We start from the raw sequence: 17,100 nt of genomic DNA on the forward strand, positions 1-17,100 counted from the left end.
GCCGCTTGTGCGCAACGGCGCAACGCCATCGCGCACACGGGTCCTAGCTTTGTGATCGCGGTTGGGTGTCGCGTGCCGGCAGGGTGCTGGGGCTGGGCAGCGCGTCATTGTGCATCCGCACGTGCGGGGCCAAGAACCGACAACAACACGGAGCGAGCGGCTGCCAAGCAGGTGTGGGCGGTACACAGCAACCGGAGTGTGACGCCTCAGACCTGCCGATGCCGAACATCGACTGCTCCTGTTTGCCGGTCGCGGAGTCGTTTTGTTGGTCGCGTTGCGTGATCGCGGCTGGCGTGCCGGGGTGCACTCCGACAACCGCTGCGGCCCACGGTCCGTGTCAGCCCATGTAGAGGCCGCCGTTGACCGCGTAGTCGGCACCGGTCACATAAGCGGCATCGTCGGAAGCCAGCCACGCGCACAGGCCAGCGACTTCAGCCGGCTTGCCCAGCCGACGCATCGGCACCGAGGTGGCCAGGCGGTCGAGCACGTCCGGCGGAAAACTGCTGATCGATGCACTGGCGATATAGCCGGGCGAGATGGTGTTGACGGTGACCCCGCGCGAAGCGACTTCCTGCGCCAGCGCACGGCTGAAGCCATGCATCGCGGCCTTGGCGGTGGCGAAGTTGATTTGCCCGATCTGACCCTTGTGCGCACTGACCGAGCCGATGTTGACGATGCGTCCCCAACCACGCGACGTCATGCCATCCACCACCTGCTTGGAGATGTTGAACAGCGAATGCAGATTGCTGGCGATCACCGCATTCCAGTCGTCGCGCGTCATCTGCCGGAACAAGGTGTCGCGGCTACCGCCGGCGTTGTTGACCAGGACATCGATCTCGCCGACTTCGGCCTTGACCTTGGCGAAGGCGGCAACCGTGGAATCCCAATCGGCGGCATTGCCTTCGGAAGCGACGAAGTCGAAGCCCTGCTCGCGCTGCTCGCGCAACCAGGCCGATTTACGCGGCGAATTGGGCCCGCAACCGGCAACCACGGTATGCCCGCTGCGCGCCAGCTTCTGGCAGATCGCGGTGCCGACACTGCCCATGCCGCTGGTGACGTATGCGATGCGAAGCGTCATTGGTGTAACTCCTTTGGAGTTGGGAATGGGGAATCGGGAATCGGGAGTGGGGAATTGGTAGAGCAGGAGCCGCCTTTGCGGCCTGCGTTCTCCATGTGGAAGTCAGGAGTCGAAACGACAGCACAGCGCCGCCATTACGATTCCCCACTCCCGATTCCCCATTCCCGGCGGCGATCAGCGCGCCAACGGAAACAGACCAAACAACAACCCGCCGCCAAGCATCAGCATCGAAATCAGCACCGCCCACTTGAGCGTGAAGCGTTGATGGTCGGCAAAGTCGACCTTGGCCAGGCCGACCAGCAGATAGGTCGATGGCACCAACGGGCTGAGCAGATGCACCGGTTGCCCGGCGAGCGAGGCGCGGGCCATTTCCACCGGGGTGATGCCGTAGTGGCCGGCCGCTTCGGACAGGATCGGCAACACGCCGAAGTAGAACGCGTCGTTGGACATGAAGAACGTAAACGGCATGCTGACGATCGCCGTGATCACCGCCAGATACGGGCCCCAGCTATCCGGGATCACTGCCAGAAAACTGCGCGACATCGCCTCCACCATGCCGGTGTTGGACAGGATGCCGGTGAAGATGCCGGCGGCAAAAATCAGCGACACCACCGACAGCACATTGCCGGCGTGATTGACCAGCCGGCGGCGTTGCTCGGCCAGGTTGGGGTAGTTGATCATCAGTGCCAGCGCGAAGCCGATCATGAACAGCACCGGCATCGGCAGGATGCCCACCACCAGTGCGGCCATCAGCGCCAGGGTCAGGATCAGATTGACCCACAGCAGCTTGGGACGCTTCATGTCCTCGGTGTCTTCCACGCGCGGCAAGGCGTCGTTGTCTTCGGGGATGCTGGTGTCCAGCCAACTGCCATCGGCCGGCAGGCGCACCACGCCCAGGCGGCGGCGCTCGCGCATGCCCAGATACCAGGCCAGCGCGATGATGCCGGCAATCGCCAGCAACATCGCCGGCACCAGCGGCACGAACACATCGGCCGCATCCACGTGCAGGGCAGTAGCGGCGCGTGCGGTCGGGCCGCCCCACGGTGTGAGATTCATCACGCCGCTGGCCAAGATGGTGACGCAAGTGAGATTGAGCGCATTCATGCCCAGGCGCTGGTACAGCGGCAGCATCGCCGACACGGTGATCATGTAGGTGGTGGAGCCGTCGCCATCGAGCGAGATCAGCATCGCCAGGATCGCGGTGCCCATCACGATCTTCAGCGGGTCGCCCTTGACCAGCCGCAGGATGCGCCCGACCAGTGGATCGAACAGCCCGGCATCGATCATCACCCCGAAGTAGAGGATGGCGAACATCAGCATCACGCCGGTGGGCGCGATCTTCTTGATGCCCTCGAGCATCATGTCGTTGATGCCGGTGCCGAAGCCGCCCAGCAGTGCGAACACAATCGGCACCGTGATCAGAGCCACCAGCGGCGACAGCCGCTTGCTCATGATCAGGTACATGAAGGTGATCACCATTCCGAAACCGAGCGCGGTCAGCATGCGGGCAAATCCTTTGGGGCGTGCAGCAGGGAGAGGGTGGAGCGCACCGCTGCGCAAGGCGCGCTGCGGTGGTGATGCGAAAACCTAGGAGCGCGAGTCATTGCGCGACTGCCAGAACAGCAAAGGTGAACGCCGTTGCACGTGTAAGGCGCTCGCGCTGCATCGTTGCGACGCGTGCCAAAACACCTTGAAAACCTGGCGCGTCGAAGCAGCGCATCAGAAGTCGTACTGAAACCGGCCGGTCACCGCCAGCGTGTGATCGACCACCGCATTCATCGTGCGGTCGCGGTTGCGGCTGTCGATCACGTTGAGCATCACGCGCAGGTTGGGCTTGAAATACCAGTTGCCGCCCAGCGTCCACGACTGCGTGCTGGCATCGATGAAGTTGGGCTGGCCATCCAGATTTTGGTCGCCGCGCATGTAGTCGTAGCGCAATGCCAGCTCGAACGCGCCGCTGGGGCGATTGGGCGTCTTGATGCGGCTGAAGCGGCCGGTCTTGCGATCGTATCCGCGCGATTCGCCGGTAACGAACCAGCTGACCAGGCCATAGCTTGCCAACACCTTGGCATGCTGGCTGCCATCGTCGAGCAGGCCGCCGCTGAATTCGCTCTGCCACGACCAAGGGCCCAGCACTTCGGCATATTCCAGCGACCACTTGTCGAAGTCGGTATCGCGGCCATCGGCAAACCGCGCCAAGGTGATGCGGCTATTGTTGGCCAGATCGTTTTCAGGGCGCGGGCGGATCAACAGGGATGCCGCACCATCGCTGCCCGGATGCGAATAGCGCTCATGCGCCAGTGAAATGCCGAGGTGGCGCAGACGCGCTTCGCCCATCTCCGGCGCAAAGGTCAGACGTGTCCCCAGCGCACCGCCCTTGGTGGACGAGTTGTCGATGCTTTCCAGGCTGTAGAGCGCCGTGGACCAAGTGGCATCGGGGCGATTGGCTTGCCAGGAAATAGCCTTGCGATAGATCGGCGCCAGCGTGGTGGAGGCATAGCCGCGTTCCAGAAACGGGCCATAGTTGGAGCCGGTGCGATCATCCAGCGAAAAGTACTGCTTGAACTGGCCCACGGTCAGCGTGCCGGCAGAAAACTTCTTGGCGATATAGACATCGCGCGCCAGGATGCCGCGGCTGCCGGATTCGTACTGCAGGCCGGCAAATTCCGCCTCGGCCTTGTAATTGAAGCCATAGAACTTGCCTGCCACATCCAGCCACACGCGGCGGAACTGGGTGTCGTTGCGCTCGGGCGTGCCGCGTTCGTCGTTGTCGAATACGGTGAAATCCCAGTGCACGCGCCCGCCTACCTCGGCAGTGACCGGGCCCGCGTCATCGGCCGCGTGCGCCGCCGGTGCCAGGCAGATCGCCGCGCAGGCGGTGAAGGCGCGCAGACGCAAAGTGTCGTTGATCACAGACCCTCCCAGGCACATGTGTGAATCACGTTCAGCGATGCACCACGACGACTGCCGTGGCGCGTTGGCTGCAGCCTAGTCCCGCAAAGCTGTCATGGACCTGTCGTTTGGGGCGGGGATTGGGGAGTGGGGATTGGGGATTCGCAAGAGCTAGAGCGCAAACGCGGCAAGCTTTTGCTTTCGTGGCCTGTTACCTTCCGGCGGCGGCCAACCGCCGTTACGAATCCCCAATCCCCACTCCCTAATCCCCGCCCAATGCGCCTGCTGCTAGTCGAAGACAATGCCGATCTCGCCGATGCCATCGTGCGGCGCATGCGCCGTAGCGGGCATGCGGTGGATTGGCAGGCCGACGGGTTGGCGGCGGCCAGCGTGCTGCGCTATCAGAGCTTCGATCTGGTGGTGCTGGATATCGGGCTGCCCAAGCTCGATGGGTTGCGCGTGCTGGCCGGGATGCGCGAGCGTGGCGATACCACGCCGGTGCTGATGCTCACCGCGCGCGACGGCATCGAAGACCGCGTGCAGGCGCTGGACGTGGGCGCGGACGATTACCTGGGCAAGCCGTTCGATTTCCGCGAATTCGAAGCGCGCTGCCGTGTGTTGCTGCGCCGCAATCGCGGGCAGGCCAGCGAGGTGGTGCAGATCGGCGGATTCGTGTTCGACAACGCTGCGCACACGGTGATGCTCGACGGTGCACCGATCGAATTGCCCAACCGCGAATACCGCCTGCTGGAAATCCTGATCGGGCGGCTGGGTCAGGTTGTCGGCAAGGACGAAATCGGCAACGGTCTGTTCGGCTTCGACGACGATGCCGGGCCCAATGCGATCGAACTGTATGTGGGCCGTCTGCGCCGCAAGCTGGCCAGTGCGCCGTTACACATCGTCACTGTGCGCGGTGCCGGTTACAAACTCGAAGAAGCCGACCCGCATGCGCCGGTGGAGCCGGGTAGCGATGGCTGAGCCGCTGACGGTGGCGCCGTCGATCCGGCGCACCTTGCTGCTGTATCTGGGCAGCCTGTCGCTGCTGGGGGCGGTGGTGCTGTTCTTTGCGGCACGCGATTACGGCGAGCGTGCGGCCAACCGGTCCTACGATCACCTGTTGGTGTCCTCGGCGCTGTCCATCATCGATAGCGTGGCGCTGGTCGGTGGCGACTGGCAGGTGGATCTGCCTTACGCCTCGCTGGATCTGCTTGGCATGGCGCCGGAAGATCGCGTGTTCTACCGCGTATTCGATGCGCAGGGTCGCACCATCACCGGCGAAGACACGTTGCCGTTGCCGGCGCGCGCGCCCAGCGATGAGCGCCCGTTGTTGTTCGATGCACAGTACAGCGGCGAGCCGGTGCGTTTTGCGGTGGTCATGCATCGCGTTGCCTCGGCCTCGGGGCAGGGCGAGGTGCGCGTGCAGGTGGGACAGACTAGGCGCGCGCGCGATGCGGTGGCGCGCGATGTGGTGCTCAATGCCTTGGTCGCAATCGGTGTGTTGTCGCTGCTGGCGTTGGGATTGGTGTGGCTGGGCGTGTACCGCGCCTTGCGGCCGTTGCAGCGCATCGAGCGCGACCTGTCGCGACGTGAGCCATCGGATCTGAAGCCGCTCAACGTGCCGGCGCCGCAGGAAATGCAGTTGATGGTGACCGCGCTCAATCGCTTCATGGCGCGGCTGTCGTCCAGCAACGAGACCTTGCGTGCGTTCATGGCCGAGGCCGCGCATCAGATGCGCACGCCCTTGGCCGCGTTGCGTGCGCAGGCGCAGCTGGCCATGGACGACGATGACCCGCGCGACATGCAACGCAGCCTGGCCGCGATCGAGCGCAACGCCAGCCACATGAGCCGCCTGCTCAATCAATTGCTCAGCGATGCCAGCGTGATCCATCGCTCCAACCTGCAGCGCTTTGCCACGGTGGACCTGGCCGAGGTGCTGCACCAGGCATTGCATGAAGCGCTGCCGCGCAGCGAAGGCGCGCCACGTGTGCAACTGGCCATCGACCCGCAACCGGCGCTGCTGCGCGGCGACGCGTTGCTGCTGCGCGAAGCGCTCAAGAATCTGATCGACAACGCCTGCAAATACGGTGGCGCCGCGCCGCTGCAGGTGGCTTTGACCAGCGACGGTAATCAGCACGTGCTGACCATCGCCGACCACGGGCCGGGCATTCCGGCCGCCGAAGCCGAGCGCGTGTTCGAGCGTTTCGTGCGCGGTCCGGATGCCCCTGCGGGCGGCGCGGGCCTGGGGCTTGCCATCGTCAAGCGCGTGGTCGAAGCGCATGGCGGGCGTATCGATCTGGCCAATCGCATCGGTGGCGGATTGATCGCCTCGTTGCATTTCCCCGGAGGAACCGCGTGATGCGCAGGCTGTGGGCGATGGTGTTGCTGCTGGTGCACGGTTTGGCCTGGGCAGCGCCGGGCGATGTGCGGCGCTTCCCCGCACAGGGGCCGATGCATGCGCAGCTACGCGTGCAAGGGTCCACCGATCTGGAAGTGTTCGGCGCGGTCATTCAGGACTACCAGCGCCTGCATCCGGGCACCGAGGTGATCTACGAAGATGTGATTGCCTGGGACATCTATGCGCGCTACCTGCATCCGGGTGCCGGTGCGCCGATGGCGGACATGCTGATCAGCGCCAGCATGGATCTGCAGACCAAGCTGGTGAACGATGGGCACGCGCTGGCCCACCGCTCCGCGCAGACCGAAGCGCTGCCCGCCTGGGCGCAATGGCGGCACGAGGTATTCGGCATCAGCTACGAGCCGGTGGCCATCGTCTACAACACGCGCAAACTCGACCCATCACGCGTCCCGCGCACGCGACGCCAGCTGTTGGCCTTGTTGCGTGCGCCGGATGCGCCGTTGCGCGGCAAGGTGGGCACCTACGATGTGGCGCGCAGCGGGGTGGGCTATCTGTTCGCCACCCAGGACGGGCAGGTGGGCAGCATTGCCGGCGCGCTGCTGGCCGCGTTGGGCGCAAATCAGGTCAAGCTGGAAGAGCGTACCGGCACCTTGCTCGACCGCGTCAGTCGTGGCGAGTTGCTGCTGGCCTACAACGTGCTCGGTTCCTACGCGCAGGCGCGCATCGATGCCGGTGCGCCGCTGGGCATCGTGCAGCCGCAGGACTACACGCTGGTGGCGCTGCGCACTGCGGTGATTCCCAAGACCGCACCGCACGCTCCGGAAGCGCGCAGGTTTCTCGACTATTTGCTGTCGCCACGCGGGCAGCAGGTGCTCTCGCGCGAAGCGCGGCTGATGCCTATCCTGCCGGCCGCCGGTGGTCGTGGCGGATCGGCGCAACCGCCGTTCCGGCCGATTCCGCTCGGCCCCGGCCTGCTGGTGTATCTGGACAAGCTCAAACGCCGCCAGTTCCTGGAAGCGTGGCGTGCGAGTACGCAGCCGCCGCGGTAGGGCATGGCATTCGCGGTGACGCAGAGCGTCATGCTGGTGTGGTCGTTGCCGGCCAGCATCATCGGCGGTCGCGCAATGCCGATACAGTGGTCGCCTGCTCCGCACAGTGTCAGCGGGCCTCAGCCACCAGCCGTGGGCAGCCAGCCAGGCGCAGGTGCGGCACACCGACGCGCCCATGTGCCAGACTTGGCAGATGGCCGATCTCACCATTCTCGTCGCCGACGACCACCCGCTGTTCCGTGCCGCCGTGATCCACGTGCTGCAGCAGACCCTGCCGCAGGCGCAGGTCGTGGAAGCCTCCAGCGCCGCCACGCTGAGCGCGATGCTGCGTTCGCACCCGCAGGCCGAGCTGGTACTGCTGGATCTAGCCATGCCGGGCGCGCGCGGCTTCTCCGCGCTGTTGCATGTGCGCGGCGAGCATCCGGATATCCCGGTGGTGGTGATCTCCTCCAACGATCATCCGCGGGTGATCCGGCGTGCGCAGCAGTTTGGCGCGGCCGGCTTCATTCCCAAATCCACGCCGGCCGAATCCATCGGCACCGCCGTGGCCAGCGTGTTGGATGGCGGCACCTGGTTTCCGCCCATGACCGCCGAACGTTCGGAGGCCGACGCGCAGCTGGCCTCCAAACTCGCCCAGCTCACCCCGCAACAGTTCCGCGTGCTGCTGAGCCTGGCCGATGGCCTGCTCAACAAGCAGATCGCCCACGAACTCGGCCTGGCCGAAAATACCGTCAAGGTGCACGTCACCGCCATCTTGAAAAAGCTCGACTGCTACAGCCGTACGCAGGCCGCGGTACTGGTCAAGGCGCTGGAGCCGGAAGGCGAGGGCTGAGTGCGCGGCATCGCTGACGGGCTTGAGGCGGCAAAAGCGTCGCGAACAGTCGTCAGTTGAGTGTGGACGACGTCCTCATCATCGAAGTGTGTGAGTGGTGCCTGCCGCAGAGAGCACCGGCCGCGCAGTCATTGTGTTGGCCGTTCTTGGTTGAGCAGGGCAGGCCGCGGACTGAAGATCGACGCGGCCGGGCGCACCGCGATCTCGAAATGCGAGGTGCCGTCCATGACGCATGTCAGTCCGCTCGCTGGCGATAGAACACCATGCCGCCGTGGTGTAACTCGTCTGTGCTGACAAAGCGGCCGTCGGCAGTGAATCCGCTGTCGTCCCAGTAATGGATGGTGTTGCCGGTCACTTCATAACGGCCCTGGTAGGCGCTTTGCCGTGCATGGCGTGCTTCGTCGTACCGACCGTTGGCCAACAAGGCTTGGCGGATCTGCCCATCGCGGGTGACCCACATGCCGACGTAGGAATGCTGTTGCATGGGCGTATCCCTGTGGAGTGGGGAAGGCGTCGCCGCCACATGGCGTGCAGTGGCAGCAAGCGGTGTGGCGTTGCAGAGCACGGCGGCACCTGCGCCGAGTGCAACGGCAATAGCGGCGCTCATACGTGTATTGGTCATGTGTCTGTCCTGCGTTGCAGTTGGGCGGGTGCACGCTGCAGCACCGCGTCGTAGGCGGCCAGATCCAGGTACGCATCGACCTGCACGGCCTTGCCGTCGCGCATGCGCAGGATCCACACGTAACGATTGCGATAGCGACCGCCGTTGGGCAGGTCGGCGGCGCCTTGCCATTGCACGATGACGTGTTCGCCATCGGCCCAGAGCTGCCGCTGCAGTGGGCGCAGCGGCGACGCCAGGCGCTGGGTCAATGGGCGCACGGCCGTGTCGATCAATGTGTCGCGGCCCCGCAAGGTGCCGGCGCTCGGGCCGGAGCCGTGGATGGTCCACACCACGTCCGGCGACAGCAGTTCTTCGAAGAATCCGGTGCCGCCTGCCTGCCAGCGCGCGAATGCGGCATCGACGCGTTGCGTATTGCATATCTGCTGCGATGTGCCGGCGCAGCTGTTGGCGGCGGCTGTGGGCACCGGAGCGATTGCCCCGGCTGCGGTGAACGCGCTGGCGGCGATGAACAGTGTTGCCGCGATGGCGGATGGTCTGGTCATGTTGTGCTCCTTCGCGTCAGCTGCGCAGTTGCAGCGCGTGCGTGCCGTAGATCAGCTGCTGCGCCATCGGCCGGCCGATGAAACGCTCCGGGAAGATCGGCGACAGGCCGCTGACCCGATCCAGCTGCGCCAGCTGGTCGTCGCTGAACACGATCTCCAGCGCGCCGAAGTTGTCTTCGGCCTGTTGCAGCGTGCGTGCGCCCATCACCGGCGAGACCACCGCCGGATTGCGCAAGGTCCAGGCAAGCGCCACCTGAGAGCGCGAGGCGCCCAACTCGTCGGCCACCGTGCCAACCACATCGGCGATCTCCAGCGAGCGTGCAGTGAGATGCCCGGTCGAGGCGATCACGCCCTTGCGGCTAGTGGACACATCCGCCGCGTTGTCGTCGGACAGATCCGCGCGGCTGTACTTGCCGGTCAGGATGCCGCCGCCCAATGGCGACCACGGCAATACGCCCAGTCCCAGCTCGCGCGCCATCGGTAGCAACTCATGTTCGACGGTGCGCTCGACCAGGCTGTATTCGATCTGCAGCGCGACCAAGGGCGACCAGCCACGCAGATCGGCCAGCGTCTGCAATTGCGCCACGCGCCATGCCGGCGTGTTGCAGATGCCGATGTACAACACCTTGCCCGACTGCACCAGATGCTCCAGCCCGCGCATCACTTCGTCCGGCGAGGTGGTGAAGTCCCATGCGTGCAGATACAACAAGTCGATGCGATCGGTGTCGAGTTGACGCAGGCTGGTCTCCACCGAGCGGATCAAATTGAGACGGTGATTGCCGCCAGAATTGATGTTGTCCGCATCGCGCGCCATGGTGAATTTGGTCGCCACCACAAAGCGCTCGCGACGCGGCTTGATCAGGCTGCCCACGATGCGCTCCGAGCCGCCGTTGGTGTAATTGACCGCGGTGTCGATGAAGTTGCCGCCGCGGTCTGCATAGGCATCGAAGATGCGCTTGGCTTCGCCTGCATCCGCGCCCCAGCCCCATTCCTCGCCGAAGGTCATGGTGCCCAGCGACAGCGGCGAGACGCGCAACCCGGAGCGGCCGAGCAGGCGATAGTGGTCCAGAGAAAGTGTCTGACTCATGCGTTGTATCTCCCGGCAGTGGTGTCGTGCGTCATGCGATGTACTGTGCCGCCGACCGGTGAGTCAGCGTGAGCCTGGTGATCCGGCATCCTTGCCTGATCGTCCGAATCGTCAACGCAGCATCGTCACGCAGCTGCAGCTGCAGCCGCAGTGGCTTGCATGCACTGCAGTGTTCGGTTCGATGTGCGCGGGTCGTTGCCACGTCGATTGCAAGGCGCCAACGATCACGCACCAGCGGTCGCACGGCCCCTGCAGTGGGTGCGCGTATCAGAGACAAGGCGGTGCGCCTTTGTTGGGTTGGAGAGTGAGCGACCAAGACGCCAAGATCTGCGACTTCGCTGCGCAGTGCCCTTGCCCGCCCACCCTCGCGTGTCACGCTGCAAGTACGTCGATGTGGGCTCTTCTGCGGCATCCATGCTGCGTAAGGTCCCGCGACTGTGGGCGGGCAGGGGCTAGTCGAGTTGATCGGTGTGCATAGCTTTCGATAAAATAGTTAGACAAACTGTCTGATGCGGTGTCATTGCAGAACTCTCGACGCTGTGAGTTTGCTGCAGGGCCCTTGCCCGCCCACCATCGCGGGACACGCCGTGAATCCATCCCTGGAGGATCTTACGCGGCATCGATGCCGCGTAAGGTCCCGCGACGGTAGGCGGGCAATGGCTAGTTGAGTTGATCGGTGTGCATAGCTTTCGATAAAACAGTTAGCAAACTGTCTGGTGCGGTGTCATTGCCGCACTCTCGACGCTGTGAGTTTGCTGCAGGGCCCTTGCCCGCCCACCATCGCGGGACACGCCGCAAGTACGTCCCTGTAGGCTCTTACGCGGCATCCATGCCGCGTAAGGTCCCGCGACGGTGGGCGGGCAAGGGCCAGTCGAGAGTGTCGGTGTGCATGGTTTTAAAAAAAGAAGCGACCGACCAACTCTCTGGTGCGGTGTCCTCGCCGCTTGCGGGACCGTGTGGTGGCATGGATGCCGCCACCGAGCCTACAAGGACGTACTTGCGGCGTGTCCCGTGAGCGGCGAGGGCACCGCGCATTCGACCGACTTGGAGGCATCTAACGACGCGACGACTCAACATCGCTATCGTTATCGCCGTGAGCGGATTGAACGATGTAGACACGTCGGTTGCTGAGCGATAGCTCCTTGCCCGCCCACCTCCACAGGACACGCTGCAAGTACGTGTGTAGGCTCTATTGCGGCATCCATGCGCAGCAGCACGCTTGCGCAGGCGTACCGTGCGCATGCTGCTGACAATCACGCGACGCCCTCAGAAATCCAGCGAATACCCCAGCGTCAGCGTGCGGCCGCGCCCGGCGAAATAGCGCAGCGGCTCGACCAGCGCCGATTGCGAGTAGTAGGTGATGTACTGCTTGTCGAACAGGTTGGACACACCCATGCGTAGCGCACCACGCGGCAGCGCGTAGTTGAAGGTCGCATCCACCAGCGTGTAGCCGCTGAAGCGCTTGTCCGCTTCGTCGAAGGATTGGCTGAAGGCATGCTGGGCCTGCACGAACGATGAAAGCTTCGGCGTCCACTGCGCCGACCATGAAGCGATCACGCGATTGGGCGCCACGTTGAGCCCGTCCAGGCGCGCATCCAGTTGGCCATCGTTGTCGCTGTCGTAGCGGCCGCGCGTGTACGCGTAGGACAGGCGCAGGCGATGTGCGGCATCCAGGCGATAACCCAGGCTGGCGTCCACGCCCTGCACGCGGGTCTTCTCGCGGCTCATCATGAAAGCGCCGTTGATCGGCACCACGCGCGTGCCCAGATCCGAATTGGACTGGAAGTAGCTCAGATCCGCATCGAACGCGCCACGCGTGAGGCGGGTGCCGGCTTCCACGCTCTTGGTCAGGATCGGCTCCAGCGTGCTCAGGTTGGCCACACGCGTGCCCGGCGTATTGATTGCACGCAGCACCCGGCCCACATCCGGCATGCCGAAGCCTTCGGAATAGCTGGTGAAAAAGCTCACGCCTTCGACTGGTGTGTAGACCAGCCCCGTGTTGTAGAGGGTCTGGTTGAAGTCGAGCGTGCCGCCTTCGACATCGACACGGTTGTAACGCCACAAGCTCTGGTAGCTGTCGATCTTCAACTCGGCTTCTTCGCGGCGCACGCCGGCGTGCAAGGTGAGTGTGGGCAGCAGCTTGTATTCGCCCTGCACGAACAGCGACAGGTTGCGGTAGTCCGACTCGGGCACGTAGGTGCGTCCAGTGCCGTAGAGATCCTGCTTGCCGGTGTCGGCGAGCAAGTCGATGCCGCCGGTGAGTTTGAGCCGGCTGTCGAACAGATCGTCCTTGGTCAGGCTGACCTTGCTGCCCCACTTGGAGGCGACCGACCGCGATTGGTCGTACAGCGTACCGACCGGTGCGATACGCGGGTCCTGAAACGTGGACGAATTATCCGCGCCGAACAGCCCTTCGAATTCCTGGTTGAACACCATCGCGCTCAGCTGCATGCCGGCCAGGTCGTCATCGGTGTAGGACAGGCTGGAGGTCAGCACGTCGTTCCATGGCGCGGTGCCCTGCGGCGTACCGCGCACGGAGGTGGTGGGAAGGCCTTGCGCGCGGTTGCCGGCGATGCCGATGTAGTCGTTGTCGTTCTTGATGCGGTAGCGGTTGACGCTGACGCTCAGGCGCTGCGCATCGGTGAGCGCGTAACCGAGCTTGGCCAGCACGTCGTAGCTCTTGGAGGTCATCAGGTCGCCCTGGGTGTTGTCGGCACCGATCGGCCGGCCCTGTCCGTCCACATACAGGCCTTGATCGCTGTAGCTGGCCGAGAACAGGTAATCGAGCTTGTCGGTGCGGCCGTCCACGCGGTAGCGGGTCTCGACGCTTGCGGTTTCTGCACGCGTTTCCGCGGTGGGTGCGGTGGCCTGCACGTCGATGTGCTGATTGAGCTCACCGTCCTGCGGACGCCGGGTGATGATGTTGATGGTGCCGCCAGTGGCGCCCAGCCCGTTGATGGCGTTGGCGCCCTGGATCACCTCGATCCGCTCGACCATCGCGTAGTCGATGGTGTGCGCCTCGCGCCCGGTGGGACGGATCGGATTGGACTGCGGCACGCCGTCGATCAGGATCAACGGTGTGCGCCCGCGCAGGGTTTCGCCGCTACCGTTCATCTTGCCGCGGCTGGGCGTGTACGACGGAATCAGGTTGGCGAGCACGTCGGACGAGTTGCTGGAGATGGTCAGCTGCTGCTGGATCTGCGCCTTGTCGATGATCAACACCGTTTGCGGCGACTCGGCCACGGTCATGTTGGAGCGCGAGGCGGCCACCGCCACCGTATCCAGCGTATCGGCGACATCCGATTGTGCGGATGCGCTGGCAGACGCGAGCAGGCAGAGGGTCGCAACGAGCGGCACGCCGGCCGATCCGGAGAGGGGAGATTTCATGGGGCAAAGCACTCCAAAACGCGCTCGGCATCGATGCAGCAGAGGCAGGGCGACGCAAAAAAGACGACAGTCAAATGGGAATCATTATCGATAGTCTAGCAGGCGTGAGCCTCGCCGTTTGGCGCGTCAGTCCAATGCGATGTGTACATGCGCGTGCGTCGGCAGCACTGCTGCGGTGCCGGAGCGAGGCGATAGCAGTGCACGCATCGCGCATGTCCAGGCCTTTCGCATGCCCACGCATGCGGCTGCCTGCATCAAAGGGCGACGTACCGAACATGGGGTGAACACGCGCGCGATGGATTCCGCACGATCACGCGCGCGCCCGCGGCGCTTTCCGTACGAACACGCAGGTCTCTGCAGCGCGATGGGTCAGCTGCTGGCGTCCTTACCGACGCACGAAGCCCGTCACCGAATCACCCACGCCGCAGCAGCATCTGTGTCATCAGCGCGCGCAGCGCAGGCGGGCGGACCGGCTTGGACAGAAAGCCCCAGCCCAATTCCTGTGCGTGTTCGCGCAGGGCCGGGTCGGGCTCGGCGGTGACCAGGATGATGCGTGGCTCGCGCTGCCAGCGGCTCACCAATTGCGGCAGCAGCATCGGGCCGTAGTGCGTGCCCATACGCACATCCAGCAGCAGCAATTCCGGTGCTTCGTCGGCGCTGGCATGGGCCAGCGCTTCGTCCGGGCCGCCGGAAAAATCCACGCGGCATTCCCAGCGTTCCAGCAAGGCGCGGGTGGCCTCGCAGACACGCGGGTCGTCGTCCACGCACCACACCCGGCAACCGTGCAGGATGGGGTCGTTGCCGTGCTCGGCGGTGGGCGGCGGCAACTGCGTGGCGATGGCGGCGCGTTCGCCGATCGGCACGGTGACCGAAAACACGCTACCGCTGCCAAGCGTTGAATGCAGGCCGATGCGGTGGCCCAGCAGGCGGCCGATACGTTCAACAATCGCCAGCCCCAGCCCGGCGCCGCGGTCGTTGGCCACGCCATCGTCCAGACGGCGGAATTCTTCAAAGATTTCGTGCTGCAAGGCATCCGGAATGCCGGGGCCCTGGTCATGCACTTCGATGCGCAGCCAGCCACCGCGCCGACGGCAGCCGATCAGCACGCGCCCGCGCGGCGTGTAGCGGATCGCGTTGGACAGAAAATTCTGCAGGATGCGGCGCAGCAGGGTTGCATCGCTCAACACCACCGCCGATGTCGGCACCCACTCCAGCACCAGGCCGCGGTCTTCGGCCAGGATGCCGAACTCGCGCGCCAGCGTTTCCAGCAAGGGTGCCAGTGCGAAGTCGCGCACCTGCGTCTTCAGGCTGCCGGCTTCCAGGCGCGAGATGTCGAGCAGGCTGTTGAGGATGGCGTCCTGCGCGGCGAGTGCGCCGTCGATGTTGTCGACCACGCGCGCACTGCCGGGCTCGCGCACCTGCCCGCGCAACACCGACACGAACATGCGCGCGGCATTGAGCGGCTGCAGCAGGTCGTGCACCGCCGAGGCGACAAAGCGGGTCTTGTAGCGGTTGGCGCTTTCGGCCTCGCGTTTTGCGGCGGCCAGATCGCGGGTGCGCTCGGCCACGCGATGTTCCAGTGCATCGGCCAGCGAGCGCAGTTCGCGGGCGGCGTTCTTGTAGCTGGTGATGTCGGCGTAGCTGGTGACGAACCCGCCATCGGGTAGCGGGTTGCCGCGGATTTCCAGCACCGTGCCGTCTTCTTTCTCGCTTTCGCGCATGTGCGGCTTGCCGCTGCGCAGGTGATTGAGCCGCCGCTCGATGGCCGCCTCGATCGGCCCCGGCCCCAACAGGCCACGGCGGGCATTGAAGCGGAACAGGTCTTCGATCGGGCGGCCGATCTTGAGCAACTCCGGCGGGAAGCGGAACAGCTCCACATAGCGCGAATTCCACGCCACCAGATTGAGCGCCTCGTCGATCACCACTACGCCTTGCGGCAGATGTTCCAGGCTGCGGCTCAGGCCTGCGTTGGACTGTTGCGCGGCGGTGACCACGCCGTCCTGGGCGGTGCGCAGTTCTTCGGCATGCTGTTGCAACAGGGTTTCCAGCTCATGCCGGCTGCGCTGACGCAGTGCCGACAGCCGCCGGCGTTGTTGCACGAACAACCACAGCAAGGCCAATGCCAGCCAGGCACCCGCAGCGGCGATGGCTGCGGCGCGCCCGGCGGCGGCGCTGGCACGGGTGTCGTGCAGCAGATGCAGGCGCCAGCCGCTGTCCGGGACTTCCAGCGTTTGCCACAGCACTGGCGCGCCGAGTGGCGGGTCGCGCACCTCGGCCAGGACGCCACCGTTGCCGGTCTGCTCGATCAAGCGCCGACGTAGTGGCAGCAGCCCTTGATTGGCGTATTGGCGGGTGGTCTGCAGTTCGGTGCGGTCGCGCGGGGTGAGCGGCGCCAGCATGCGATAGCGCCAGCTGGCGCGGCTGGCCAGAAACACCACGCCATGCGCATCGGAGGCCAGCACGATGTCCGGCGTCTGCAGCCATTCGCGCTCCAGTGCGGCCAGCGCAATCTTGATCACCACCACGCCCTGCACCTGGCCGGCAGCATCGACGATGGCCTGCGAGAGGAAATAGCCTGGCTCGCTGGTGGTCATGCCGATGCCGTAAAAACTGCCGCTGCCGGTGGCCAGCGCCTGCTGGTAATACGGGCGGAAGGCGTAATCCACACCGACATTGCTGCGCACCGCGCGCCAGTTGCTGGCCGCCAGCGCAATGCCGCTGCGGTCGATCAGCGTCAGCGTGGACGACTGGGTGACATTGTTGGCACGTTCGAGTTTGCGATTGAGCTGCTGTACCTGTGCGGGCGACAGCGGGCCGGATACTGCGGCGCGCAGCTCCGGGTCCAGCGCCAGAATCTGCGGCAGCGTGCGATAGCGGTCGATGCGTTGTTGCAGCGCTTGCGCATACAGGCGCAGCTGCCGGCGCACGGTGGCGCTTTCCTCGCGCAGCGCGTTCTGTTCGACAAAGTGCCTGGCCGCCAGCATGGCCACGACCATTCCGCCCAGCACGATGACCAGGGTGAGCAGCAGACGGCGGCGATGCGAGACATACATGCGGCAAGTATGGCGTTCCGCTCCCGCACGCGCAGCCATCGCCCGATCGCGCGACAGATACGCGCGCCAAAACGACAACAGCCGCACCCGTGCCAGGATGCGGCCGTATCGGAACACCGGCTGCTGTCTAAGACGACAGCAGCGCGTGGATCACACCAGTGCGCGGCAGTAGATTGCCCGCGCGCTGGGTTGCGTCAGCGAT

The 17,100-nt window shown here is 64.9% G+C and carries 12 protein-coding genes; 4 read left to right on the forward strand and 8 right to left on the reverse strand.

The genetic code is table 11. From position 1 onward, the window contains the following. Positions 1-337 precede the first annotated feature (337 nt). The 3 genes from phbB to VC212_RS05865 all read right to left on the reverse strand — a co-directional run bounded on the left by phbB (position 338) and on the right by VC212_RS05865 (position 3,991). Positions 338-1,078: an acetoacetyl-CoA reductase gene (gene phbB, locus VC212_RS05855; protein ID WP_055848354.1), complete on the reverse strand. Its 741-nt coding sequence runs from the start codon at positions 1,076-1,078 to the stop codon at positions 338-340. A 174-nt stretch (positions 1,079-1,252) separates the two neighbouring features. Then, positions 1,253-2,581 (reverse strand): CitMHS family transporter, encoded by a 1,329-nt coding sequence (locus tag VC212_RS05860; protein ID WP_055848358.1) that lies wholly within the window; start codon positions 2,579-2,581, stop codon positions 1,253-1,255. Positions 2,582-2,797: 216 nt separating this feature from the next. Beyond that, the gene (locus VC212_RS05865) at positions 2,798-3,991 is read right to left on the reverse strand and encodes an OprO/OprP family phosphate-selective porin (protein ID WP_115554566.1); all 1,194 of its coding nucleotides are present in this window, start codon (positions 3,989-3,991) and stop codon (positions 2,798-2,800) included. Between the two features lie 255 nt (positions 3,992-4,246). Here VC212_RS05865 and VC212_RS05870 point away from each other — a divergent pair, with 255 nt between their 5' ends. From VC212_RS05870 to VC212_RS05885, 4 genes are all read left to right on the forward strand, one after another. Then, on the forward strand, positions 4,247-4,948 hold the full coding sequence (locus tag VC212_RS05870) for a response regulator transcription factor (protein ID WP_311238531.1): 702 nt from the start codon (positions 4,247-4,249) through the stop codon (positions 4,946-4,948). After that, entirely contained in the window at positions 4,941-6,326 is a 1,386-nt protein-coding gene (locus VC212_RS05875; protein ID WP_323514714.1) for a sensor histidine kinase N-terminal domain-containing protein, read from the forward strand. The genes VC212_RS05870 and VC212_RS05875 overlap by 8 nt, the downstream gene beginning before the upstream one ends. Next, entirely contained in the window at positions 6,326-7,375 is a 1,050-nt protein-coding gene (locus tag VC212_RS05880; protein WP_055848369.1) for an ABC transporter substrate-binding protein, read from the forward strand. The genes VC212_RS05875 and VC212_RS05880 overlap by 1 nt, the downstream gene beginning before the upstream one ends. Positions 7,376-7,568: 193 nt before the next feature. After that, positions 7,569-8,207, forward strand: coding sequence for a response regulator transcription factor (locus VC212_RS05885; RefSeq protein ID WP_055850273.1), 639 nt, complete (start codon positions 7,569-7,571; stop codon positions 8,205-8,207). A gap of 235 nt (positions 8,208-8,442) precedes the next feature. Here the strand turns inward: VC212_RS05885 and VC212_RS05890 are convergent, their stop codons facing one another. The 5 genes from VC212_RS05890 to VC212_RS05910 all read right to left on the reverse strand — a co-directional run bounded on the left by VC212_RS05890 (position 8,443) and on the right by VC212_RS05910 (position 16,898). Further along, positions 8,443-8,814 (reverse strand): Atu4866 domain-containing protein, encoded by a 372-nt coding sequence (locus tag VC212_RS05890; RefSeq protein WP_323514824.1) that lies wholly within the window; start codon positions 8,812-8,814, stop codon positions 8,443-8,445. A gap of 11 nt (positions 8,815-8,825) precedes the next feature. Continuing rightward, entirely contained in the window at positions 8,826-9,371 is a 546-nt protein-coding gene (locus VC212_RS05895; RefSeq protein WP_323514713.1) for a nuclear transport factor 2 family protein, read from the reverse strand. 16 nt (positions 9,372-9,387) lie between these two features. After that, positions 9,388-10,458: an aldo/keto reductase gene (locus VC212_RS05900; protein ID WP_323514712.1), complete on the reverse strand. Its 1,071-nt coding sequence runs from the start codon at positions 10,456-10,458 to the stop codon at positions 9,388-9,390. 1,266 nt (positions 10,459-11,724) lie between these two features. After that, positions 11,725-13,845 carry a TonB-dependent receptor gene (locus VC212_RS05905; RefSeq protein WP_323514711.1) on the reverse strand — a complete coding sequence of 707 codons (2,121 nt, stop codon included), beginning with the start codon at positions 13,843-13,845 and terminating at the stop codon, positions 11,725-11,727. Between the two features lie 413 nt (positions 13,846-14,258). Continuing rightward, entirely contained in the window at positions 14,259-16,898 is a 2,640-nt protein-coding gene (locus tag VC212_RS05910) for a PAS-domain containing protein (protein WP_323514710.1), read from the reverse strand. Between the last annotated feature and the right edge of the window lie 202 nt (positions 16,899-17,100).

Origin of the sequence: Xanthomonas sp. WHRI 8932A, from assembly GCF_035012785.1 — a bacterium.
Taxonomy (GTDB): Bacteria; Pseudomonadota; Gammaproteobacteria; order Xanthomonadales; family Xanthomonadaceae; genus Xanthomonas.

Bases quoted from the DNA above. Each gene is read 5' to 3' on its own strand.
- phbB (WP_055848354.1), bottom strand. From the start codon at position 1,078: ATGACGCTTCGCATCGCATACGTCACCAGCGGCATGGGCAGTGTCGGC.
- VC212_RS05860 (WP_055848358.1), bottom strand. From the start codon at position 2,581: ATGCTGACCGCGCTCGGTTTCGGAATGGTGATCACCTTCATGTACCTG.
- VC212_RS05870 (WP_311238531.1), top strand. From the start codon at position 4,247: ATGCGCCTGCTGCTAGTCGAAGACAATGCCGATCTCGCCGATGCCATC.
- VC212_RS05875 (WP_323514714.1), top strand. From the start codon at position 4,941: ATGGCTGAGCCGCTGACGGTGGCGCCGTCGATCCGGCGCACCTTGCTG.
- VC212_RS05880 (WP_055848369.1), top strand. From the start codon at position 6,326: ATGCGCAGGCTGTGGGCGATGGTGTTGCTGCTGGTGCACGGTTTGGCC.
- VC212_RS05885 (WP_055850273.1), top strand. From the start codon at position 7,569: ATGGCCGATCTCACCATTCTCGTCGCCGACGACCACCCGCTGTTCCGT.
- VC212_RS05890 (WP_323514824.1), bottom strand. From the start codon at position 8,814: ATGAGCGCCGCTATTGCCGTTGCACTCGGCGCAGGTGCCGCCGTGCTC.
- VC212_RS05895 (WP_323514713.1), bottom strand. From the start codon at position 9,371: ATGACCAGACCATCCGCCATCGCGGCAACACTGTTCATCGCCGCCAGC.
- VC212_RS05900 (WP_323514712.1), bottom strand. From the start codon at position 10,458: ATGAGTCAGACACTTTCTCTGGACCACTATCGCCTGCTCGGCCGCTCC.
- VC212_RS05905 (WP_323514711.1), bottom strand. From the start codon at position 13,845: ATGAAATCTCCCCTCTCCGGATCGGCCGGCGTGCCGCTCGTTGCGACC.
- VC212_RS05910 (WP_323514710.1), bottom strand. From the start codon at position 16,898: ATGTATGTCTCGCATCGCCGCCGTCTGCTGCTCACCCTGGTCATCGTG.